This window comes from Verrucomicrobiota bacterium JB022 (assembly GCA_030673845.1).
GTDB lineage: Bacteria > Verrucomicrobiota > Verrucomicrobiia > Opitutales > Oceanipulchritudinaceae > WOUP01.
In genome coordinates, this window is sequence record JAUTCQ010000002.1 from 31,080 (window position 1) to 52,262 (window position 21,183).

General features: G+C 63.4%; 18 protein-coding genes. 10 read left to right on the forward strand and 8 right to left on the reverse strand.

The annotated features are described in order from the left end of the window. Nucleotides 1-19 precede the first annotated feature (19 nt). Nucleotides 20-1,144, forward strand: coding sequence for a DNA alkylation repair protein (locus tag Q7P63_01570; protein ID MDP0498762.1), 1,125 nt, complete (start codon nt 20-22; stop codon nt 1,142-1,144). Nucleotides 1,145-1,314: 170 nt separating this feature from the next. Here the strand turns inward: Q7P63_01570 and ispG are convergent, their stop codons facing one another. The 5 genes from ispG to uppS all read right to left on the reverse strand — a co-directional run bounded on the left by ispG (nt 1,315) and on the right by uppS (nt 7,886). Further along, complete coding sequence (gene ispG, locus Q7P63_01575; GenBank protein ID MDP0498763.1) at nt 1,315-3,369, reverse strand: (E)-4-hydroxy-3-methylbut-2-enyl-diphosphate synthase; 2,055 nt, start codon at nt 3,367-3,369, stop codon at nt 1,315-1,317. A gap of 193 nt (nt 3,370-3,562) precedes the next feature. Next, complete coding sequence (gene rseP, locus Q7P63_01580) at nt 3,563-5,038, reverse strand: RIP metalloprotease RseP (protein ID MDP0498764.1); 1,476 nt, start codon at nt 5,036-5,038, stop codon at nt 3,563-3,565. Between the two features lie 115 nt (nt 5,039-5,153). After that, on the reverse strand, nt 5,154-6,311 hold the full coding sequence (gene dxr, locus Q7P63_01585) for a 1-deoxy-D-xylulose-5-phosphate reductoisomerase (GenBank protein MDP0498765.1): 1,158 nt from the start codon (nt 6,309-6,311) through the stop codon (nt 5,154-5,156). Further along, nucleotides 6,295-7,122 (reverse strand): phosphatidate cytidylyltransferase, encoded by an 828-nt coding sequence (locus Q7P63_01590; protein ID MDP0498766.1) that lies wholly within the window; start codon nt 7,120-7,122, stop codon nt 6,295-6,297. The genes dxr and Q7P63_01590 overlap by 17 nt, the downstream gene beginning before the upstream one ends. Continuing rightward, on the reverse strand, nt 7,119-7,886 hold the full coding sequence (uppS, locus tag Q7P63_01595) for a polyprenyl diphosphate synthase (protein MDP0498767.1): 768 nt from the start codon (nt 7,884-7,886) through the stop codon (nt 7,119-7,121). Before uppS ends, Q7P63_01590 begins: the two co-directional genes overlap by 4 nt. A gap of 155 nt (nt 7,887-8,041) precedes the next feature. On the opposite strand from uppS, the gene Q7P63_01600 reads away from it, so the two are divergent. The 6 genes from Q7P63_01600 to Q7P63_01625 all read left to right on the forward strand — a co-directional run bounded on the left by Q7P63_01600 (nt 8,042) and on the right by Q7P63_01625 (nt 12,472). Then, nucleotides 8,042-8,350 (forward strand): 4a-hydroxytetrahydrobiopterin dehydratase, encoded by a 309-nt coding sequence (locus Q7P63_01600; GenBank protein MDP0498768.1) that lies wholly within the window; start codon nt 8,042-8,044, stop codon nt 8,348-8,350. Nucleotides 8,351-8,405: 55 nt separating this feature from the next. Continuing rightward, the gene (locus Q7P63_01605) at nt 8,406-9,200 is read left to right on the forward strand and encodes a M48 family metallopeptidase (protein ID MDP0498769.1); all 795 of its coding nucleotides are present in this window, start codon (nt 8,406-8,408) and stop codon (nt 9,198-9,200) included. Nucleotides 9,201-9,289: 89 nt separating this feature from the next. After that, entirely contained in the window at nt 9,290-10,363 is a 1,074-nt protein-coding gene (gene pheA / locus Q7P63_01610; protein ID MDP0498770.1) for a prephenate dehydratase, read from the forward strand. A gap of 128 nt (nt 10,364-10,491) precedes the next feature. Continuing rightward, entirely contained in the window at nt 10,492-10,752 is a 261-nt protein-coding gene (locus tag Q7P63_01615; GenBank protein ID MDP0498771.1) for a DUF167 domain-containing protein, read from the forward strand. Between the two features lie 28 nt (nt 10,753-10,780). Continuing rightward, nucleotides 10,781-11,122, forward strand: coding sequence for a hypothetical protein (locus Q7P63_01620; protein MDP0498772.1), 342 nt, complete (start codon nt 10,781-10,783; stop codon nt 11,120-11,122). Between the two features lie 243 nt (nt 11,123-11,365). Continuing rightward, nucleotides 11,366-12,472 carry a Gfo/Idh/MocA family oxidoreductase gene (locus tag Q7P63_01625; GenBank protein MDP0498773.1) on the forward strand — a complete coding sequence of 369 codons (1,107 nt, stop codon included), beginning with the start codon at nt 11,366-11,368 and terminating at the stop codon, nt 12,470-12,472. Nucleotides 12,473-12,548: 76 nt separating this feature from the next. Here the strand turns inward: Q7P63_01625 and Q7P63_01630 are convergent, their stop codons facing one another. Next, on the reverse strand, nt 12,549-14,507 hold the full coding sequence (locus tag Q7P63_01630) for a heavy metal translocating P-type ATPase (protein MDP0498774.1): 1,959 nt from the start codon (nt 14,505-14,507) through the stop codon (nt 12,549-12,551). Between the two features lie 71 nt (nt 14,508-14,578). Beyond that, nucleotides 14,579-15,391, reverse strand: coding sequence for a serine O-acetyltransferase (cysE, locus tag Q7P63_01635; GenBank protein ID MDP0498775.1), 813 nt, complete (start codon nt 15,389-15,391; stop codon nt 14,579-14,581). A gap of 151 nt (nt 15,392-15,542) precedes the next feature. Between cysE and Q7P63_01640 the strand changes: the two genes are divergently transcribed. The 3 genes from Q7P63_01640 (at nt 15,543) to ligD (ending at nt 19,826) form a co-directional block, all read left to right on the forward strand. Further along, nucleotides 15,543-16,139, forward strand: coding sequence for a thioredoxin family protein (locus tag Q7P63_01640; protein ID MDP0498776.1), 597 nt, complete (start codon nt 15,543-15,545; stop codon nt 16,137-16,139). A gap of 245 nt (nt 16,140-16,384) precedes the next feature. Beyond that, nucleotides 16,385-17,299 carry a Ku protein gene (locus Q7P63_01645; GenBank protein MDP0498777.1) on the forward strand — a complete coding sequence of 305 codons (915 nt, stop codon included), beginning with the start codon at nt 16,385-16,387 and terminating at the stop codon, nt 17,297-17,299. After that, nucleotides 17,292-19,826 (forward strand): DNA ligase D, encoded by a 2,535-nt coding sequence (ligD, locus tag Q7P63_01650; GenBank protein ID MDP0498778.1) that lies wholly within the window; start codon nt 17,292-17,294, stop codon nt 19,824-19,826. Before Q7P63_01645 ends, ligD begins: the two co-directional genes overlap by 8 nt. Here the strand turns inward: ligD and malE are convergent, their stop codons facing one another. After that, complete coding sequence (gene malE, locus Q7P63_01655) at nt 19,827-21,053, reverse strand: maltose/maltodextrin ABC transporter substrate-binding protein MalE (GenBank protein MDP0498779.1); 1,227 nt, start codon at nt 21,051-21,053, stop codon at nt 19,827-19,829. It abuts the gene before it with no gap. Nucleotides 21,054-21,183: the final 130 nt, after the last annotated feature.

Here is a 21,183-nt window from a genome sequence, read left to right on the forward strand (position 1 = left end):
CGCTCATCCTCAGCCTCGCATGGAGCCCTTCAAGAACCTCTTCAATCCCGACGTTATTCGTGCCATGGCGCGCTCGCTGGAGCGCAGTTGGGCGGACTTCCCTAGGGCGAAGTTCGAGCAGATCGCGCTCGACGGGCTGGAAGAGCTGGAGCTGAAGGCCCGCTCCGAACAGATCGTGAAGGCGCTGGAGGCAACGCTGCCCGATGACTTTGCCGCTGCCACTCCCGTCTTGCTGGAGGCGCTGCATCCGCACACCGATGGTTTTGACCGCGCCGACCCGGAGGCCATGGACCACGGTGTCAACGGCTGGGCGATCATGCCGATGACGGAATACGTCGGGCGGCATGGGCAGCAGCATTTCGAGCTGGCGCTGGAGATCGAGCGTGAGCTGACGAAGCGCTTCTCTTCGGAGTTTGGCATCCGCCACCTGATCGCGGCCGATCCGCAACGCGCGGTGGCGGTTTTCCGAGGTTGGACGAACGACCCCAACGAGCATGTGCGCCGACTCGTAAGCGAAGGCACGCGCCCGCGCCTGCCTTGGGGCATCCGGCTGCAGTGCTTCATCGCGGAGCCCGAAATGTGTTTGCCGCTGCTCGAAGCCTTGCGCGACGACCCGAGCGAATACGTCCGCCGCTCCGTCGCCAACCACCTCAACGACATCGCGAAAGACCACCCGGACCTGGTCGTGAAGATCGCGCGCGACTGGTGGAAAAAGGCCCCTGCGCCGCGCAAAAAGCTGCTGCGCCACGCCCTGCGCACGCTCCTGAAGCAAGGCCACTCCGGGGCGCTCGAGCTGATGGGCCACCGGGCCGCCAGTTGGGACGACGTGCAGCTCGAAATCCTCACGCCCACCGTGCGCGTTGGGGACAAGCTGGGCTTCCGCTTCCGGGGCAAGCTTGCCGAGCCGCTCGATTCGCTCCGGCTCGATTACACCGTGCACTACCTCAAGGCCAACGGGCAGCTATCGCCCAAAGTCTTCCGCTGGAAAGTCGAGTCCAATGTCCCTGCAGGCGCTTGGGTCGGCGAACGCCAGCACTCCTTCAAAGTCGTCACCACCCGCCGCTACTACCCCGGCCCCCACGAACTCGACATCATCGCCAATGGCCAAGTCGTCGCGCGGGCAAAATTCGAATTGGAGGAGTGAATTGAACAGGAGTTAAAAGAGGAAAAAGAGTTTTAAAACAGAAGAACACAAAGAACTCAAAGAAGGGATCAAGAAGCGCACCCCATCCCACTTCTTCGCGTTCTTTGTGTTCTTCTGTAAATCTTAATTCTGAACTCCCCAAACTCCTGTTCAAAATCCCATCCTTGTCTCTACACCTCGACCGGCTTGGGCTCTTGCCATTTGCCGTGGTGTTTGATCAGGGCGATGAGTTCGTCGACGGCTTCGGCGCTGGGGATGTGGTATTTCACGCACTCCTTGCCCACGTAGAGGTTTACCTTGCCGGGTGCGCCGCCGACGTAGCCAAAGTCGGCATCGGCCATTTCGCCGGGGCCGTTTACGATGCAGCCCATTACGGCGATCGTTACGCCCTTGAGATGCCCGGTGGCACTGCGGATACGCTGGGTGGTCGTCTGGAGATCGAAGAGTGTGCGACCGCAGCTTGGGCAGGCGACGTATTCCGTGCGGGTCGTACGGGCACGTGAGCCCTGTAGAATGCCGTAGCTCAAGGCGAGGGCCTGACGCGGGTCGGGCACCGTTTCGACGCTGATCAGGTCGCCGATTCCGTCGCAGATCAGGCCGCCGGAGAGGATCGAGGCCTCCAGCAGTTGGTCCCCGAAATACGGCTGCGGGTCGAGCGCGTTGGCCACCGTGTTGCGGATCCAGATAGGGGCCTTCAGGCCCAGTGCGTTCACCACTTCCGCCAACTGACGATACGCGCCGAGCGGGTGCAAGGGCTGGGCGGGGTCGGGCGCGCCGAGGGTAAAGATCAGTTGGCCCTTGGGCGCGGCGGCCAGGACATCCGCAAGTGCCGGCAGGTCGACCGGGTCGGCATTCACGGCCAGGCGCAAATCGAAGCGGGCGGCGAGGGCGATGCGGTTCTCCAGGCGACCGGTGTCGGCGGCTTCAAAATAGTCGAGCAGCACATCGCCTGCGGTCCACGCAACTGCCTCCAGGTCGGCGGCTTCGATGGGGCCCGAAAGCTCCCAGACGCAGGCGTCGACGAGCGGGCGCAACGCCTCGCGCAGCGGCGCGACTTGGGCGAGATCTTCGGCCTGCTCCAGGCGCACCTGTAACAGCTCGGCCTTGGCTTCGCCCGCTTGACGCTGCACCGGCTTGAGCGCATCGACGATTGCCGGGAGGCCGGCGGAAAGGGGCTGCGGGCTCGGCAACACCACGCGAGGGGGCTCCAGTGCGTTCAGCGGCAGCTTCCCGCCCAGCGGTTGCAGCTCCACCGCGCGGCGGCGGAACTCGAACGGGTTCACCGTATCGGGGGCAGTGCGGACGTTGCCTTGCACTTCCGCCGCTCGGGCCCAGAGCGTTTCGGCCTTGCGCGCCAGGTCTTTCGCCACGGGCACTTCGTAGACCGGGTCTTCGGTCAACGATACGCGGATGGTGTCGCCGAGGCCGTCATAGAGCAGGCTGCCGATGCCGATGGCGCTCTTGGTGCGGGCGTCGTCGCCGTCTCCGGCTTCGGTCACGCCGAGGTGGAGGGGGTAGCGCATGTCTTCGGCGGCCATCTTGGCGACCATCAGGCGGTAGGCCTGGATCATCACCTTCGGGTTGCTCGCCTTCATCGAGAGCACGATGCCGTGGAAGCCATGACTCTCCGCGATACGGATAAATTCCAGCGCGCTCTCGCACATGCCCAGCGGCGAGTCGCCGTAGCGGTTCATGATGCGGTCGCTCAGGCTGCCGTGGTTGGTGCCGATGCGCATGGCGCGGCCCAGCTCCTTGCAGCGCAGCACGATGGGAGAGAAGGCCTCGTGCAGGCGCTCCAGCTCTTCGACATACTCGCGGTCGTTGTATTCGCGCTGGGCAAACTTCTTCTTGTCCGCGTAGTTGCCGGGGTTGATCCGCACCTTCTCGACCCACTTGGCGGCCTCCATCGCGGCCTTGGGGAGAAAGTGGATGTCGGCCACGAGCGGGATGTGCTCAAAGCCGGCAGCGGTGAACTGCGCGCGGATGTCCTTCAACGCTTCAGCGGCGGCCACGTTGGGCGCGGTGATGCGCACGATTTCGCAGCCCACCTCGGCCAATGCGATACATTGGCGCACGGTCGCCTCGACGTCCTGCGTGGGCGTCGTCGTCATCGACTGCACGCGGATCGGATTGCTCCCGCCCACACCGACGGGCCCCACCCGCACCTCACGCGATAAGCGACGCTGCGATACGAAACGGCTGCTGCAATACGCTGGAAGGCTCATAAAGAAAAGGGAATTGGAATGAACAGGAGTTAAAAGGAGTGAAAAAGAGTTTTAAACAGAAGAACACAAAGAGCACGAAGTTAAGGTAATGGATTAATTCAAATCCTACTTCTTCGTGTCCTTCGTGCTCTTCTGTAAGTCCTTATTCTGAACTCTTTTTCACTCCTTTTAACTCCTGTTCAAATAATCGAATTTAGTTAACCTGCTCGTTGGCGTCGATGCCGTCGAAGACCGGCGTGATATAGCCCTCCTGGGAGCTGATGTAGTTACGCTCGGCGGCGGCCTTCTGGTTTTCGCGGCGCACGTCAAAGAACGAGACGTAGAACATCAGGCCCAGCAGCAGGATCATGAACGAGCCTTGCAGAGCACCGATCACATTGGCCGGGATGGGCTTGCCGCGCAGCTTGGCGATGGTGGCAAAGGCCATGTGCCCGCCATCGAGCACGGGGATCGGCAGCAGGTTGAGGATCGCGAGGTTGACGTTGATCACCACCAGGAAGTTCAGGACCACGCGGAAGCCTTGCTCGAAGGCGCTGAGCAGGGCGCTGCTGATCCCGATCACGCTGCTCATGTCCTTTAGGCCCACATCGGAATTCGGGTTGAGGAGTGCGCCCAGGATGCGGAAAATCAGCGTGCAGGCCTCGGTCATCTGGCGAATCGGGCTCTCGTAGCTCAGGCCGGTGCCGCTGTTGAAGGCGATGCCCAGCATGGGCTTGGTCGCGCCGTCTTCGTGATAGACCACGACTTCCGGCTTCATCTCGACCGTCATTTCCTGACCGTCGCGGATGATGGTGTAGGTGCTGGGCACGTCCTGGTGCTCCCGCAAAAAGTTCGTCAAGGCGGGCACGGAGTAGAGCGGCTGACCTTCGACGGCCACGATGCGGTCGCCCTCCTGCAGCCCCGCCCGTTGAGCCGGTGCGCCCTCGCTGATGTTGCCCACATACAAGTCGTAGGCCATGGCGATGGGGAGGATGCGCACGCCGGCGGCGCGGGTATCGGGCGTCACGGTCACGTCCTTCGTTTCGCCGTTGCGCTCGATCTGCAGCGCCACCTGCGGGTTGCCCTCTGCATCGCGGCCCGAGCTGGTGGCGACGATGCCCATGATGTCTTCGTAGTCGTGCACGCGGTGCCCATCCACGGCGAGGATCTTGTCGCCCGGCTGGAGATCGGCGTCCCACGGTTGGGCGACCCATTCGCCATCGGCCTGCACCTCGACTTGGTCGATGTAGCCCACCTGGGTGGAGGCGGCCCACTGCGGCACTTCCTTGCCCACCTGCCAGAGCACGGTGGCGAGCACGAAGGCGAGGATAAGGTTGAAGACGGCTCCGGCGACGGAGACGACCATCTTGTCGGTATAGCTGATGGGAGGGAGCTCCCCTTGGCGACTGCGGTCGCTCTCGCCCTCGATGCCCTTCATGTCGGCCAACTGCGGGAGCAGCACGTAGCCGCCGAGGGGGATGGGGGAGACCTGCCAGGTGCAGCCGCGCTTGTCCGTCCAGCCAAAGAGCTTGGGCCCAAAGCCGATGGAAAAGCGCTCGGCCACGAGGCCCCGCCAGCGAGCGGCCAGGTAGTGGCCCAGCTCGTGGATGAAGATGCAGGCGCCGAAGGCAAAGATGATCCCGAGGCTCAGCAACGGGTTCGTCAGCAATCTGTGCAGGAATTCGATCATGCGAAGAAAAGGGAATGGAAGCTCAACCGAAGAGAACGGGGCCGCCGCGCGAACGTTTCGCCGCAGTGGAGGGCCGCGCCAATCTGGTCGGAAAACGACACACTGGAAAATTACTCTACGAAAGACTGTGGGGACTGCAACGCCCGGACTGCGCTAATCGGGCCGTAATGGCACGGGCGCGGTGGCGGGCTTCCGCCTCCAGCTCCAGCAGGTCGTCGAGCGACTCGCCAACCTCTGGATCGACCGTTTGCAGCGTTTCTTCAACGACAGTGGGGATATCGAGGAAGCCGAGTCGCTCGTCGAGGAAGGCGGCGACCGCCACTTCGTTGGCCGCGTTGAAGATGCCCGGGGCCGCACCGCCGCGCACCATCGCTTCGCGGGCGAGGCGCAGGCAAGGGAAGCGCTCGGTGTCGGGCGGCAGGAAGTCGAGCTGCAGCGCGCGGGTAAAGTCGAGGCTCTGGGTGACGCCCGGGCCGCGGTCGGGGTGGAGCAGGGCGTGCTGGATCGCGAAGGTCATCGACGGCGGCGACATCTGGGCAAGGATCGAGCCATCCACATACTCCACCATGCTGTGCACGATGCTTTGCGGGTGGATGACCACGTCGATCTGGCCGGGCGCCACGTCGAAGAGCCAGCGCGCCTCGATCATTTCCAGGCCCTTGTTGGCCATGGTGGAGCTGTCGACCGTGATCTTGGGGCCCATCGACCAGTTGGGGTGCTTCAGGGCATCCTCCGGGCGGATGGCGGCCATCTGCTCACGCGTCCAATTGCGGAACGAGCCGCCCGAGGCGGTCAGGATCAGCCGGCGCACGTGTTTCTGCTCCGGGCAGCCCTGCAGGCATTGGAAAATCGCGTTGTGCTCGCTGTCGATCGGCAGCACCTGGCAGTTGTGGCGCTTGGCCGCCGCCATTACATGCTCACCTGCCAGCACCAGCACCTCCTTGCTCGCCAGCGCCACGTCCTTGCCCGCTTCCATCGCGGCCAGGGCCGGGCGTAGCCCTACGGTGCCCACGGCGGCGATCAGCACCACGTCGGCCTCGTCGAGGGTCACGAGATCGAGCAAGCCCTGCAGGCCGTCGCGCGTATACAGCGTCTGGTGGCGCACCCCAAACTCGCGCGCGATGGCGTCGAGCTGCTCGGCGTTGGAGTTGGCGGCCACGCCCACCAGCTGCAGCGCGTGCGGGTTGGCGCGGATGACTTCCAGCGTGCTCTGGCCGATCGAGCCGGTGGCTCCGATCAGCACGAGGCGTTTGGGATCACGAGAGGGCTGCATAACGTTCAATCCACCACATCACGAGGGTGTAGCCGACAGGGCCCGTCAGGAGCAGGCTGTCCATCAAATCAAAAGCGCCGCCGATGCCCGGGATCATGCGGCCGGAGTCCTTTACCCCCGCCTCGCGCTTGATCGCCGACTCCAGCAAGTCCGAAGACACGGCAATGGTGGCGATGGGGATGGCGATCAGGACCGCCGCCAGTACGTCGAACTCGAACGGGATGAGCGGGCGCACCAGCCAGGCTGCGAGGCCGCCCAAGGCCGTGGCGGTGGCAATGCCGCCGATTACGCCCTCCCAGGTCTTGCCCGGGCTGATGGAGGGGGAGAGCTTGTGACGGCCAAAGGTACGGCCCCAGAGCAGCGCGCCCACATCGGAAAACTTCGCCACCCCGATCGTCCAGATGCCCAGCTCCATGATCCCCTGATGGATAAAGCCGATGAAGTAGCTGAGCATGTAGGGCACGAGGAACAGGCCGAAAAGCGTCGGCATGATCCGCTTTTGCACCAGGCCGGGGCCCGGGCGCGCCAAGGCGGTCATCACCACCAGCAACATCGCCGGGACGAGCATCCCGCTGGAGGTCAGCCCCACATACGGGGCGAGAAAGCCGCCGACCGTCACGATCAGGCCCGCGATGACGCCCGTGGTCGCATAAGGCTGGTAGTGGCAGCGCTGCAGTAGTTGATACAGCTCGATCTGCGTGAGCATTGCCGCCGCCGCGATCAGCAAAGCTGCGCCGATGGGCCCGCCGAACCACGGGATGAGGACAAGGGCCGCCCACAGCAGCAGAAAACTCAAAAAGCGCCACCTCATACGCTCGCCGTCGGCTCCTCGGTTACGCGCACTTGTTCACCCGTAAGGCCATAGCGACGCTCGCGACGGCGGTAGGAATTCACCGCGTCGGCAAAACAGGCTTCATCGAATTCGGGCCAGCACACCGGAGTAAAGTAATACTCGGCGTAGGCACACTGCAACAAAAGGAAGTTACTGATGCGGCACTCGCCGGAGGTGCGGATGACCAGATCCGGGTCGGGCAGGGCGCCGGTATACAGGTGGCGTGCCACCGTCTCCCAATCCGCCGCGTCCGGCTTTTCCTTGCCCGCCAACACCGCACGGCCATAGGCTTGGAAGGCGTCGACCACCTCGGTGCGGCTGCCGTAATTGAGCGCCAGGTTGAGGTTCCACTCCGTATACTGGGCGGTTTCGGCGATCGTCTGCTCCAGCAGCTTCACCACGCGCTTGGGCAGCTCGTGCCAGCGCCCGAGCACGCCCAGGCGGATGTGGTTCTCGTGCAACACCTTCTGCTGGTCCTTCAAAAAGCTCTCCAATAGGCGCATCAGCGCTTCGACTTCCAGCTTCGGGCGCTTCCAGTTTTCGACACTGAAGGCGTAGAGCGTGAGGTGGCGGATCTGCTGGTCGCGGGCGGCCTGCACGATGCGCTTGACGTTGTCGACCCCCCGGCGGTGGCCTTCGTTACGCGGCAGGCCCTGGCGTTGGGCCCAGCGGCCGTTGCCATCCATGATGATGGCGATGTGTTGCGGAGGGGGCAGCAGGGCTGTTGAGGACGAATCTGACACGGAGGCTGCGGATGGTGCTTTTTTGGACGGCGAGTAAAGCAATCGAGCAAAGACCGGCGCTCTTTCTTTGGCAATGGGAAAAGGTCGGGCCAACGCCGCTCACTCCCCGCCGCGCTGGCTTGACCGGCCTCCCAAAGTGGCCTAATCTCGCCGTTATGAGCCATCCGCTTACCAGCCAGGAACTTGACCTCGCCCTCAGCAGCCTACCGGGCTGGGCCCACGAAGACGGCCACCTGACCAAGCTCTTCGTCTTCGAGACCTTTCGCGAAGCCATCGGCTTTATCGTCCAGATCGGCTTCATCGCCGACGAGATGAACCACCACCCCGAGCTCTACAACGTCTACCGCCGCGTGCAGGTCTCCCTCACCACGCACAATGCCGGCTCGCTGGTCACGGAGAAGGATGTGAAGCTGGCCGAAAAGATCGAGCTGCTGCAGCCGGCGGAAGTCGAAGACGACGACTGAGTTTCTGCTGTTCAGGCGAGTTGCATTTTGAAAGTGCGCGCATAAAGTCCTTCCCATGAAGCGTTCTGTCGGTCTCTCCCTCTGTCTCACCGCTGCGGCCCTGGCCCTCATGCCCGGCTGCGCCAACGTGCCCGCTTTCCTGCCGGAGAAGCAGCTTGCCGCTCAGGCGTCGACGCAGTTCGACCAGATGAAGCAGGAGCTGAAGCAGAGCAACAACCAGGCCTACGTCAACATGGTCAAGGAGGTGGGCAACCGCATCGCCCCCATCGCCGGGCAAGACATGGAGGTGACGCAGTGGGAATTTGTGGTGTTCGACGACGCCGCGATCAACGCCTTCGCCATGCCCGGGGGCAAAGTGGCCGTCTTTACCGGCCTGCTCGACCTGATCGAGGGCGACAAGGACGAGCTGGCGGCCGTGATGGGCCACGAAATCGCCCACGTCGCCCTGCGCCACAGCAACAAGCAGATGAGCTCCGAGATGATCCGCCAGGGTGGGGGCGCCGCCCTCGCCATCATCCTCAGCCGCCAGGAGAAGGCGATGCTCGACCCGGCGCTCGTCCAGCAAGCCTACGACCTCGGCACCCAAGTGGGCCTCATGCTGCCCTACAGCCGCGATCACGAGCTGGAAGCCGACGCCCTCGGCCTCTATTACGCCACCAAGGCCGGTTATAACCCCGATGCCTCCGTCGAGCTGTGGCAAAAGATGGCTGCCGCCAGCCAAAGCCAGCCCGCCGAATTCCTTTCCACCCACCCGAGCCACGAGACCCGGATCGACCGCTTGCAGGAGCTGATCCCCGAGGTGCGCCAGCAAGTCGAGGCCGAAAAGGCACAAGCCGCTCTGGCTCAGTAGCGCCCGAAACGTGAGGGGCCGTCGTGAGAACGTCGGCCTTTCGACGCTTCCGCCTTGTCAACCCGCCGCTTCCCGCCTTGTCTAGGCGGATGGATTTGCAAGACCTGCGGCGGCAGATCGACGCCATCGACCGTGAGATCGTGGAACGGCTGGACGAACGCGTCCGCTTGGCCAGTGAAATCGGGCATATCAAAAACCTGGAAGGCGCGCCCATCTACGTTCCCAGCCGTCAGGAAGAAGTCTTTCTCAAGGTGCAGGGGCACAGCCGCGGCCACCTGACCGACGAGGCCATCCGCGCCATCTACAGCGAGATCATCTCCGCAGCCATCGCGCTGGAAAAGCCGCTCAAGATCGCCTATCTCGGGCCCGAGGCGACCTATACGCACATGGCCGCGCTCAAGCACTTCGGCCGCAGCGTTTCCTATCTGCCGTTGGTCACCATCCAGCAAGTCTTCGACGCCGTGAAGCGCGGCGAGGCGGATTACGGCATGGTGCCGGTCGAAAACTCCACCCAAGGCACCGTCATCACCACGCTCGACATGCTGGTCGAGACCGAGCTGAACATCGTGGCCCAGCGCATGATCGAGATCAGCCACAGCCTCATCTCGCAAAGCCCGCTGGACAAGATCAAGGCCGTCTATTCCAAAGACAACGCGCTCGGCCAGTGCCGCGAGTGGCTGGCCCGCAAGCTGCCCGGCGTCGAACTCTTCGATTGCACCAGCACGGCCGAAGCCGTCCGCCTGGCCAAGGAAAAGCCGGAGGTGGCCGCCATCGCCAGCCGCGGCGCCGCCGAGCTTTATGGCGTGCCCGTGGTGGAAGAAGGCATCAACGACAAGCGCGACAACTTCACCCGCTTCTTCGTCATCGGCAGCCACAGCGGCCCGGCTTCGCAACGCTGTGCCGACAAGACAAGCATCGTCTTTACCCTGCCCGACAACAGCCCCGGCGCGCTGATCAAGGCCCTCTTCCCGCTCAGTATGCGCGGCATCAACATCAGCAAGATCGAGAGCCGCCCCAGCCGCCGCAAGTTGTGGGACTATTACTTCTACGTCGACGTGGCCGGCCATCGCGACGACGAAAAGCTCGGTGCCGCCCTTCAGGAGCTGGAGCAATTCTGCCCCTTCATGCGCTGGCTCGGCAGCTACCCGGACACCACCGGTTGAGGATGCCTCAAGCGCCGATCTTTACAGAAGAACACAAAGAACTCTAAGCCCGAGCTTTTGAGGAAGAGATTCTCCGAAATCTAACTTCTTTGTGCCCTTGGTGTCCTTCTGTTGAATTTCTTTTCTTAATGGCTTCTCTTTCACTTCGCGTAGTCCCTAACGCCAGCCGGTCCGAAGTGGTCGGCTGGATGGCCGACGGTGCGCTGAAGGTAAAAGTCCAGGCCCCGCCAGAAGACGGTAAGGCGAACCAGCAAGTCTGTGCGGTGCTCGCCAAGGCCCTCGGCCTCGGCAAACGCGACGTCAGCATCGTCACCGGCGAGAAAAACCGCTCCAAGACGGTCGAACTCACCGGAATTACGCTGGATGAGGTGCACGAGCGGCTGGGGTAGGCTATATTTCAGCCTCGCTTACCCCAAGATGAAGACGGAACTCGATAACAAGGTGGCCGCGCTGGGTCTCGTCGGCGTGGCGGTGACAGTCATGTCGGCAGAAGGGCGGTTCAACGTCGTCGATTTTATCGTCGGCGTCACGCTGCTGCTGATCGTCTCCAACGTGGCCGAAGGCTGTCAGCGCTCGTTACGCTTTTGCGCGGCCTTCAGTGCCGTCTGCGGCGTTTGCTCGATCCTGATTACCGGCATGTTGATCGAAAGCCTGCGCGGCTGGGTCAGCGTACCCTTCCTCATCTTCTGCATCTGGCTCGCCGTTTCCGGTGCCGTCTTCTTCCGCGTGCTGAAGTCCTACAACGGCGCGAAGCGGTAGGGGCGATCGTTCTTTTAGCCGCAGATGAACGCGGATTTTCGCGGATAGATTCATGAATGTCCGCTCCGAGGCACTCCTTTCTTTTTGTGGTGATCTCCTGTGAGGCGGCAGAATCAAGGCGTGGCCAGAGCATCCGCGAAAATCCGCGTTCATCTGCGGCTGAAGTAAAGCGATTCTTCCCTTCGCTCATTTCCTGCTGGAAGGGTTGCGTTCGGCCCCAACCTGCCTTATCCGGGTAGGGCTATGGCGCAGACGCTCAGAATCGGACTCATCGGCGCGGGGGCGAATACCCGGGCCCGGCACATTCCCGGTTTCCAGGCTCTTGATGGCGTGGAGATCGTAACCGTGGCCAACCGCACTCCCGATTCGGCGAGGGCGGTGGCCAACCAGTTCGGTATCCCGCGAGTCGCCCCCGATTGGCGGGCGGTGATCAACGACCCGGAGGTGGATGCCGTCTGTATCGGCACCTGGCCCTACATGCACAGCGAGATCGCTATCGCGGCCTTGCAGGCGGGCAAGCACGTACTGACGGAGGCCCGTATGGCCAGCGACACGCTGGAGGCCGAGCGCATGGTGGCGGCATCGCACGCCCATCAAGACCTCGTGGCACAGATCGTGCCCTCGCCCTTCACGCTCGATTACGATGCCACGGTGATCCGCCTGATCGAAGAAGGCCGCTTGGGCGATGTGCGCGAGATCCGCGTCACCCACACGCATGCTGCCTTTGCCGACAGCCTGGCCGCGCTCACCTGGCGACAGAACATGACTTACAGCGGCGTCAACATGCTCACGCTCGGCATCTACCACGAGGTGATCCTGCGCTGGTTCCCGGACGACCTGGTCGACGAAGTGCGCGCCCACGGTGCCATCTACACGCCGCGCCGCTACAATGAGGAGACCGAGCAGGAGGAAGACGTGAAGCTGCCCGACAGCTTGACCGTCGCCGGCACGCTCGAATCCGGCACGCAGTTGCGTTACCACTTTTCCGGCATCGAATCCGGCCGGGGCCGCAACGAAATCATCCTCAGCGGTTCACTCGCCACCCTGCGGGTCGACGTGGGCGCGGGCAAGCTTTGGTGGGCCGAAGCCGGCTCGACCGAGGAACGCCCGGTCGAGATCCCGCAGACCGACCGCCGTGGCTGGCGTGTAGAGGAAGACTTCGTCAACAGCATCCTCTACGGCAACGAGATCGAGCTGACCTGCTTCGAGGACGGGCTCGAATACATGCGCTTTACCGAAGCGGTCTACGATTCGTGGAAGGCCGGCGGCGACGCCCGTTCGCCCGACGATTACGCGACCGATCTCGACCCCGATCTGGCAGAGAGCGAGTCGACGCCTTTCTGGGATTAAGGTAAGCCCATGCGGGCCGAGTGAAGCTCCAGCTACGAAGACTGGCTGGCAGGCCTCAGCGCCTGATCCTGAGACGCTACCTGAAGCCGAGCAGCCGCAGGCCGTTGAGGCAGACGAGCACGGTGCCGCCTTCGTGCGCGAGCACGCCCAGGGGCAGGGGCACTTCTATGCCCCACACGGGGAGCAGGAGCGTCGCGATGACCATGATCACAATCACGCCGCCCGCAAAAGTCAGGTTTTGCCAGACGATGCGGTTGGCGGCGCGGCTGATGCGCAGGGCGTAAGACACCTGCCGCAGGTCGCTCGACATCAGGACCACGTCAGCCGTTTCGAGCGCCACATCGCTCCCGGCCGCTCCCATGGCGATGCCCAGACTGGCGGAGGCGAGGGCAGGGGCGTCGTTGGTGCCGTCGCCCACCATCGCGACCGGCTCTCGGGCATTGTGCTCCTGGACGAGCCGCACCTTGTCCTCTGGCAGCAGCTCGGCGTGCACGCAGTCGAGTGACACCTGCCGGGCGATGGCCTGGGCGACCTGGGCATTGTCGCCCGTCAACATGCAGGTGTGGGCAATGCCGTTGGCGCGGAGGGACTGCAGGGCCTCCAGCGTCTCCGAGCGCAGTTGGTCCGCGAGGCAGATGAGGGCGGCCCAGCGCGCCGGTTGGGTGGGGCGGGCCTCGCCTAGCGCGATCACCGTCTGGCCCTCGGCCGCGAGGGCCTCCAACTGCGGGCCCACGTGCTCCAGCGACAGGCCGAGAGCTTCCGCGACCCACTTGGCCCGGCCCGCCAATACGCGGTGTTCGCCAAAATGCGTTTCGATGCCGCGCCCGGTGCTGGCGGTCAGTTCGCCTCCGTTTTGCACCTGCAGCCCGCGCTGCTGAGCGGCTGCGACGATGGCTTGCCCCAGTGGGTGCTCGCTATGGATCTCTGCTGAGGCGGCCAGTTGCAAGGCCTCGTCTGCGGTCTGCCCGGCCAGCGGCACCACGCGGCTTACTTGCGGCTGGCCGACCGTGAGGGTGCCCGTCTTGTCGAAGAGCACGGTGCGGATGCGCGCGGCCTTCTCCAGTTGCGCGCCTCCCTTGAAGAGCACGCCTTTGCGCGCCGCGTTGGCGATGGCTGAAAGGATCGAGGCGGGCGTACTGATGACGAGCGCACAGGGCGAGGCCACCACCATGACGGTGATCGCGCGGTAAAAGGCATCGCTCCAGCCGAGCCCGAAGAGCGGCAGCACCGCGATCAGGACCAGCGTCAGCGCGATCACACCCACGGCATATTTCTTTTCGAAGGCTTCCAGAAAGCGTTGACTGGCGGCTTTGCGGGCCTGCGCTTCCTCCACCAGCGTGATCAGCCGTGCAATGGTTGAATCGCTGGCGGCGCGGGTCACTTCGACCGTGAGGCCGCCCTGGGCATTGATCGTGCCCGCGAAAAGCTGGTCGCCCGGACGCTTGGTCACGGGGATGGATTCGCCGGTGACGGAACTTTGGTCGACCGCGCTCTCGCCGCTCAATACGCAGCCGTCCAGCGGCACCTGTTCGCCCGGGCGAAGCACAAAGCGCTGCCCCACCTGCACTTGCTCGACCGGCACTTCGGTAGTGGAGCCGTCGTGCTGCTGCACATGGGCCACGCGCGGGCGCAGCTTGGCCAAGGCCTCGATTGCCTTGCGCGAGCGGCCCATCGCGTAGTCTTGCAGCACATTGGAGAAGGAAAAGAGGAAGAGCAGCATGGCCCCCTCGAAGGGCGCACCCACAAACGCGGCACCGAGTGCGGCCAGGATCATCAGCAGATCAATATCGATCTCCTTTTCGCGCAACGACTCCCAGGCCGAGACGGTGCCGAAGTAGCCGCCCGTAAGGTAGCTGACTGCGTATAAGACCGTGCTGACGGCTTCGGGCGCGTCGAAGGCTTCCGCCAGGCCCCCGGTTGCCATCGTCAGGAAGGCGAGGCCGACACAGGCCATCTCCCACCGGTTGACCGCGCTGGCACTGGTGGGGGCGGGGGGCTCTTGAGAATTCAGCGATGCGGGGCTGGCGTGCGACACGAGTCGACCATGAGCCTCGAAAATGCTAATTGCAACACCTGTCGCAAAGAGGAACTGAGTCGCAAGAGCGTCTAGATATTGTGATCCATGCACTCGGCCGGCAAGTCTTCGCAGGCCTGGCGGACGACGCGGGCCGGGACTCCGGCCACCGTGCTGTGCGCTGGCACGTCGGACAGCACGACGCTGCCCGCGCCGACCTTGGCACAACGGCCGATCTCCACATTGCCCAGGATCTTGGCCCCGGCACCGATCAGCACGCCCTCGCGCACTTTCGGGTGTCGGTCGCCTCGCGCCTTGCCCGTGCCGCCCAGCGTCACTTCATGGAGGAGGGATACGTTGTTCTCGATCACCGCCGTTTCGCCCACGACAATGCTCGTGGCGTGGTCCATCAAAATACCACTGCCGATGCGTGCCGCCGGGTGGATGTCGACCGAGTAGACTTGCGAGATGATGCTCTGCAGGTAGAGGGCGAGCTCGCGTCGGCGCTGGTTCCACAGTTGATGCGCGATGCGGTAGGCCGTGAGCGACTGGAAGCCCTTGAAGTAGAGCACCGGGGAGAGGTAGCCGCCGCTGGCCGGGTCGCGGTGGTCGATCGCGATAATGTCTTCACGGACTGCCGCGCCGATCTCAGGGAAGGCGGCAAACACGTCGACAAAAAGGTCGTGCAGGTAGGGTTCGCTTACGGCGTGGTGGCCGAGCTTGCGCGAGATACGATGGGCCAGAGACTCTTCCAGGCTGTCACAATCGAGGATGCTCCGGTGGATCAGCTCCGCGAGGACCGGTTCACGATGGGCGGCCGAGGCGGCTTCCTCGCGCAGCTTCAACCAGACGGTATCGGCGGCGGCGGGTGCCTCGGGGGTCGCCTGCTCAACAGCTTTGGACATGGCCATAATGAGAGCTTACATGCAACCCTAGACCGGGCGTTCTGTCAATGGCAGGCCGGGATTGCGCGCGAAAGAAAAAGATGAGCGCCGATGGAATAAAACCCGCGCTGGATTATCCTGTCCTCAAACTCAAAATCTCACCTCACTCGCCATGCGCCTACCTCAACTCCTTTGGATTTTCCTTCTGACCGCCGCTTCCAGCCTGCTGGCTAACGTGAAGAACGGCGACACCGCCCCCGACTTCACCCTTACCAATTCGGAGGGCAAAGAAGTCTCGCTCCACGATTACGAAGGCAAGTATGTCGTGCTCGAATGGGTCAACCCCGGCTGCCCCTTCGTCCAGAAGCACTACAATTCCGGTAACATGCAAAAGCTGCAGGCCGAGGCCAAGGGCCAGGACGTGGTGTGGCTCTCGATCAACTCCACTTCGCCCAAGAGCGGCGACTACATGGACTCCACGCAGACCAAGGCCTATTTCAAGGAAAAGGAAGTGAAGAGCCAATGGCTGCTCGACCCCGATGGCAAGGTCGCCAAGGCCTACGGCGCCACCCGCACGCCGCACATGTTCATCATCAACCCCGAAGGCCAGCTCGTCTATCAGGGCGCGATCGACAGCATCAACTCCGCCGACCCCGCCGACATCGGCAAGGCAGACAACTATGTGATGAATGCCCTCAAGCAGGCCAAGGCCGGGCAAGACGTGTCCGTCGCGCAAACGCGCCCCTACGGCTGCACCGTCAAGCAGTAAGCTTTCATTTCAAACGGTTTTCCGATTGCGACTCCCGGCTTTCCACCAGGAGTTTTTTTTTGCGCTTTGCAATTCCCTCTGATCCACGAAGATGCCGACCGCTTCTTGGCTCCAAAGCGGAGCCGGGTGCTCAAATTCCCATTCATCAAGGGCTTGGCTGTACGCTGTCGCTCAGCATTGCTATGGGGCGCTGCCGAAGAATGTTCTCGGCTCTCGCTGGCACCGATTCTGCAACATCTTCCGGCATGGCGCGCCCCATCTGGAAAGGTAATCTCACGTTCGGGCTGGTTAACGTGCCCGTCACGCTCTACTCCGGCGAAAAGCGGGCCGACATCCACCTGCACCTGATCGACAGTCGTAATCAGGCTCGCGTGCGTTATGAGCGCGTGAATTCCGAGTCGGGTGAGGAAGTGCCGTGGAATGCGATCGTTAAAGGCTACGAGTTCGATTCCGGCCAATACGTGCTGCTTTCCGCCGAGGAGCTGGAGAAGGTCGATGCCGAGCTGACCCGCACGATTGAGATCGAAGACTTTGTCGACGCCCAGGAGATCGACCTCGTCTACTTCGACAAGCCCTATTACCTGGAGCCGGGCAAGCGCGGCGAGAAGACCTACGCACTGCTCCGCGAAACCCTGCGCCTCACCCAGAAGGCCGGCATTTGCCGCGTGGTGATCCGCAGCCGCGAATACCTTGCAGCCGTCATGGTGCGAGGCGAAGCGATCGTGCTGATGCTGCTCCGCTTCGCTCAGGAGCTGCGCGACCCGGTCGAGTTCAAGCTGCCCGACGTGAAGAAGGACAAGATCAAGATTTCGCAGCGCGAGGTGGACCTGGCGGTGAAGCTGGTCGAGGAAATGACCGCCGAGTGGGACCCCGAACGTTACCACGACGAACACCGCGATCAGTTGATGAAATACATCGACGAAAAGGTAAAGCGCGGCGAGTTGACGGCCTCCCAGCTCGAAGATGCGGAGGAAGACGACGAAGACGAGGGCGAGGAAAACGTGGTCGACCTCATGGACTACCTGCGCCGCAGCGTCGAAAAGGTGCAGGACGAGCCGGCCAAGAAAAAGGCGACGAAGAAGGCCACCAAGAAGACCGCGCGCAAGCAGACCGCCAAGAAAGCCGCTCGCAAGACTTCCAAGACAAAACGCAGTGCTTGAGACCTACCAGCGCAAGCGCAACTTCCAGCGCACCCCCGAGCCAGCCGGTCGCAGCCGCGGCGGGCGCGCTGGTGCGTTTGTGATCCAGCAACACGACGCGCGGCGCATGCACTACGATTTGCGGCTGGAGCTGAACGGCCGCCTGCTCAGTTGGGCCGTGCCCAAAGGCCCCAGCCTCGACCCCTCCGAGCGCCGACTGGCAGTGCGCACGGAAGATCACCCGACCGAATACCTCGACTTTGAAGGCGTCATCCCCGAGGGCAATTACGGCGCAGGCTCCATGATCGTATGGGACACCGGCCGGTGGAAGCCAGACGCCAAGGACCCCGAAAAGGCGCTCAAGGCGGGCAAGCTGAAGTTCACGCTGCAAGGTGAGAAGCTGCACGGCCAGTGGGAACTCGTCCGCACCCGCATGGGCAAGGATAGCGACAAGGAAAACTGGCTGCTCTTCAAGCTGAAGGACGACTACGCCGAGGCGAATGGCGCCGAGATCACACAGCGCGAGCCCAAGAGCGTCAAATCGGGCCACACGGTGAAGGACCTCGATGCGGACGCAGTGGAAGCGGAAAGCGATCGGGCGGAGGCCCTGGACGCTCACGATTTGCCGAAGCTGAAGCGGATCGAGTTTACGCCTCCGCAGCTTGCGACCCTAGTGGATCAGGTGCCGGCGGGCCGTAACTGGTGGCAAGAGCTGAAGTTCGACGGCTACCGCATCCAGGCTATCCGGCGGGGTGGGGAAGTCTGTCTCTGGTCGCGCAACGAAAAGGACTGGACCGATCGCATGCCGGAGGTCGCAAAGGCGGTGGCGGAGCTGCCGGGCGGCGATTTCGTGCTAGACGGTGAGGTGGTAGTGCTCGATACCAAGGGCCGTTCACGCTTTTCGCTGCTCCAGCGCGCGATGAAGCACGGCCACCCCGAGCGCCTGCGGTATTTCGGCTTCGACCTGCTGGCGGTGGAGGGGCGCGACACCCGCGCGCTGCCGTTGACGGAGCGCAAGGCACTGCTCACGCAGCTTTTGGAAGGTCAGGAGGATACGGCTACCGTCCGCCTCAGCGAGCATTTCGAGGGTAAGGGCAAGGCGTTCTTCGGGGCTGCGTGCAAACAGGAGCTGGAGGGCATCATTTGCAAAGACCCGACGCAGCCCTATGAGCCGGGCCGCAGCCGCCGCTGGGTGAAGGTCAAATGCGAGCGCCGTCAGGAATTTATCATCGCGGGCTACACCGATCCACAGGGCACGCGCAAGGGCTTTGGCGCGCTGCTCATGGCGCAACAGAGTGACGACGGCCTCGTCTATCGCGGCAAGGTCGGCACGGGTTTCGACCACCGTACGCTGGTCGAGATGACCGAGCGGCTGGAGCAGCGGGTGCGCAAGACCAGTCCGCTGGCGCACGCCTTGCCGACAGAGATGAAACGCGAGCGTGTCCACTGGGTGCGGCCCGATCTGGTGGCCGAGGTGCGTTTTGCCGAGCTGACCCACGACGGCTACATCCGCCAAGGCTCGTTTCAGGGCCTGCGCGAAGATAAAGCGGCCGACGAGGTGCAGCTGGAACAGCCCCAGGAAACTCCCGAACCCCCGAAGAAAATGAGCGCCACCACTGCTGCCCTAAAGAAGAAGCCGACCGCAAAGTCCTCCTCCGCCGCCGAAGTGAAGGGGGTCGCCGTTTCTCACCCCGAGCGCGTGATCTTCCCGGAGGCGGGGTTGACCAAGCTGGAGCTGGTGCAGCTGTACGCCGAGCTTGCGCCCCGGATCCTTCCGTATCTGGAGCGCCGCCCCCTGTCGCTGGTGCGCTGTCCGCAAGGGCGGGCCAAGGCCTGCTTTTTCCAGAAGCATTTTGAGGAAAACCAGCCGCCGTACACCCACTCCGTCGAGGTGGAAGAGAAGAGCGGGCGACGCCAATACCTCTATGTGACGAACGAGAAGGGCATCCTCAGCCTCGTGCAGTATGGCGTGATCGAGTTCCACCTCTGGGGCTCACGCGTCGACAACGTAGACAAGCCCGACCAGATCATTTTCGACCTCGACCCCGACCCGGGCGTGACTTGGGAAGAAGTGCTGGGCGCCACCTTTTTCCTGCGCGACAAACTGGCGGAGTGGGGCTTGCCAAGCTTTGTGAAACTCTCCGGCGGCAAAGGCGTGCATGTGATGGTGCCGCTGGTGCGCCGCTGGGGCTGGGACGTCGTCAAAGCCTTCTCGCGCGCCGTCTCCGAGCAAATGGTCAAGGCCGCGCCCGACAAGCTGATCGCCACCGCCAGCAAGGCCAAGCGCAAGGGCAAGATCTTCGTCGATTACCTGCGCAACGGCTCCGGCGCGACCTGCGTTACCGCCTATGGCGTGCGTGCCCGGGCGGGGGCACCGATCAGCATGCCGGTGGCGTGGGGCGAGCTGAAGCCGCAACTCAAGCCCGACGCCTTTCGCCCTGCCGACGTGGCGGCCCGCCTGAAAAAGCCCGACCCGTGGAAGGATTTCCACGACTCACGCGCTCATTTGAAGCAATCGCTCCTCAAGACGCTGAAGGTGCCGCATTGATCATTCGGCGGGCACGAGGCCCGGCAACGCGGGCTGCTGGATCTGGGGCGTCAGGCGCTCGACGACGATGCCCAGCGCCTCCGAGGCCGGGAGCTGACCGGAAGTGGTGTAGTCGAGGGCGGAGCCCATGCCTTGCCAGAAGAGGCCCATCTCCGGGATGTTCGGGATCAGCTGGCCGCGCTCGATGTTTTGTAACGTTCCCTTGATGTGCGCGTCGTCCTGCGCCTTCTGTTCGGCGAAAGCCTTGATCGTGGGCACCACGAGCGGGAAATCGCGGTCCATCGTGCGCAGCCCTTGGCTCGTGACGAGGTAGTTGCGCAAAAACTGTTCCGCCGCCTCCCCGTTGGGGCTCGCGGCGCTGATCAAGCCTACCTGCACCCCCACAAAGGGCCGGCCTGCTTCGCCGTTGGTGCCCGGCACAGGGGCGACGCCAAAGTCGATGCCGCTGCGGCGCAGGTTTTCCCACGCCCAGGGGCCGTTGATCATCATCGCGCAGTCGCCGGCATTCACCTTGGCTTCCATTACGTTGTAGGAAGCCGTTTGGGGCAGGAGCCCTTGGCGGACCATCTCGGCGAGCAGCTGCAGCCCTTCGACGGTGCCCGGCTGCAGCACGCCCAGGTCGCTCAGGTCGTAGTCGGCACCATCCCAGCCGAAGACGTAAGCCCCCTGCGCCGCCAATACGCCCCAGCTGAAGTAGGGGTTGTCGTAATCCCACAGAATCGCCTCCACATGGTGCTCTTCCTGCAGTTTGGGCGCGAGTTCGGCGATCTCTTCCAGGGTCTTGGGCGGCTCGGGCACCAGCTCGCGATTGTAGATCAGCCCCACCGAGTCGATGGTGAGCGGATAACCCCAGGTCTTGCCCCGATACGTAACCGCCTGCCATGCCAGATCGTAAAAGCCCGCACGGTAGGCTTCCGGGGCCTGCACCTCGCGGATCAGACCGGCATCTGCCCAGGAGCCGACGCGGTCGTGGTTGCCGAAGACGATGTCGGGCGCGTCTTCGCTCTCGGCTACCTGCTTGAACTCCCGCGGCGCCGAGGGCACAGCACGGACTTCCACCGGGATGCCTTGCTCCTCGGTGAAGCGTGCCGCTACCTCGCGGATGCCTTCGATGCCTTGTTCGCCGTTGATCCAGACCAGCAGCTGGCCTTCCTTGGCGGCCGAGAGCGTGGCGCAGAAGGGCAGGAGGGTGGCGCAGACAAGCGTAAAGCGGGTAAAGATCGACATGAGAGAGTGGGGTGCGGAAGGAGACGGATTGGGTGCGGCCCAACGGGCCGGAGCAGTCTACGGTAGTGGGTCGATTCACGAAGGTCAACCGGAGTTGCCGGGATCGCGTTTGCGAGCGGCGTTTTTCCTT

Bases quoted from the DNA above. Each gene is read 5' to 3' on its own strand.
- malE (MDP0498779.1), bottom strand. From the start codon at position 21,053: ATGTCGATCTTTACCCGCTTTACGCTTGTCTGCGCCACCCTCCTGCCC.
- dxr (MDP0498765.1), bottom strand. From the start codon at position 6,311: ATGCAGCCCTCTCGTGATCCCAAACGCCTCGTGCTGATCGGAGCCACC.
- Q7P63_01620 (MDP0498772.1), top strand. From the start codon at position 10,781: ATGAAGACGGAACTCGATAACAAGGTGGCCGCGCTGGGTCTCGTCGGC.
- Q7P63_01570 (MDP0498762.1), top strand. From the start codon at position 20: ATGGAGCCCTTCAAGAACCTCTTCAATCCCGACGTTATTCGTGCCATG.
- Q7P63_01590 (MDP0498766.1), bottom strand. From the start codon at position 7,122: ATGAGGTGGCGCTTTTTGAGTTTTCTGCTGCTGTGGGCGGCCCTTGTC.
- Q7P63_01625 (MDP0498773.1), top strand. From the start codon at position 11,366: ATGGCGCAGACGCTCAGAATCGGACTCATCGGCGCGGGGGCGAATACC.
- ispG (MDP0498763.1), bottom strand. From the start codon at position 3,369: ATGAGCCTTCCAGCGTATTGCAGCAGCCGTTTCGTATCGCAGCGTCGC.
- Q7P63_01645 (MDP0498777.1), top strand. From the start codon at position 16,385: ATGGCGCGCCCCATCTGGAAAGGTAATCTCACGTTCGGGCTGGTTAAC.
- rseP (MDP0498764.1), bottom strand. From the start codon at position 5,038: ATGATCGAATTCCTGCACAGATTGCTGACGAACCCGTTGCTGAGCCTC.
- Q7P63_01615 (MDP0498771.1), top strand. From the start codon at position 10,492: ATGGCTTCTCTTTCACTTCGCGTAGTCCCTAACGCCAGCCGGTCCGAA.
- Q7P63_01600 (MDP0498768.1), top strand. From the start codon at position 8,042: ATGAGCCATCCGCTTACCAGCCAGGAACTTGACCTCGCCCTCAGCAGC.
- pheA (MDP0498770.1), top strand. From the start codon at position 9,290: ATGGATTTGCAAGACCTGCGGCGGCAGATCGACGCCATCGACCGTGAG.
- Q7P63_01640 (MDP0498776.1), top strand. From the start codon at position 15,543: ATGCGCCTACCTCAACTCCTTTGGATTTTCCTTCTGACCGCCGCTTCC.
- Q7P63_01605 (MDP0498769.1), top strand. From the start codon at position 8,406: ATGAAGCGTTCTGTCGGTCTCTCCCTCTGTCTCACCGCTGCGGCCCTG.
- cysE (MDP0498775.1), bottom strand. From the start codon at position 15,391: ATGTCCAAAGCTGTTGAGCAGGCGACCCCCGAGGCACCCGCCGCCGCC.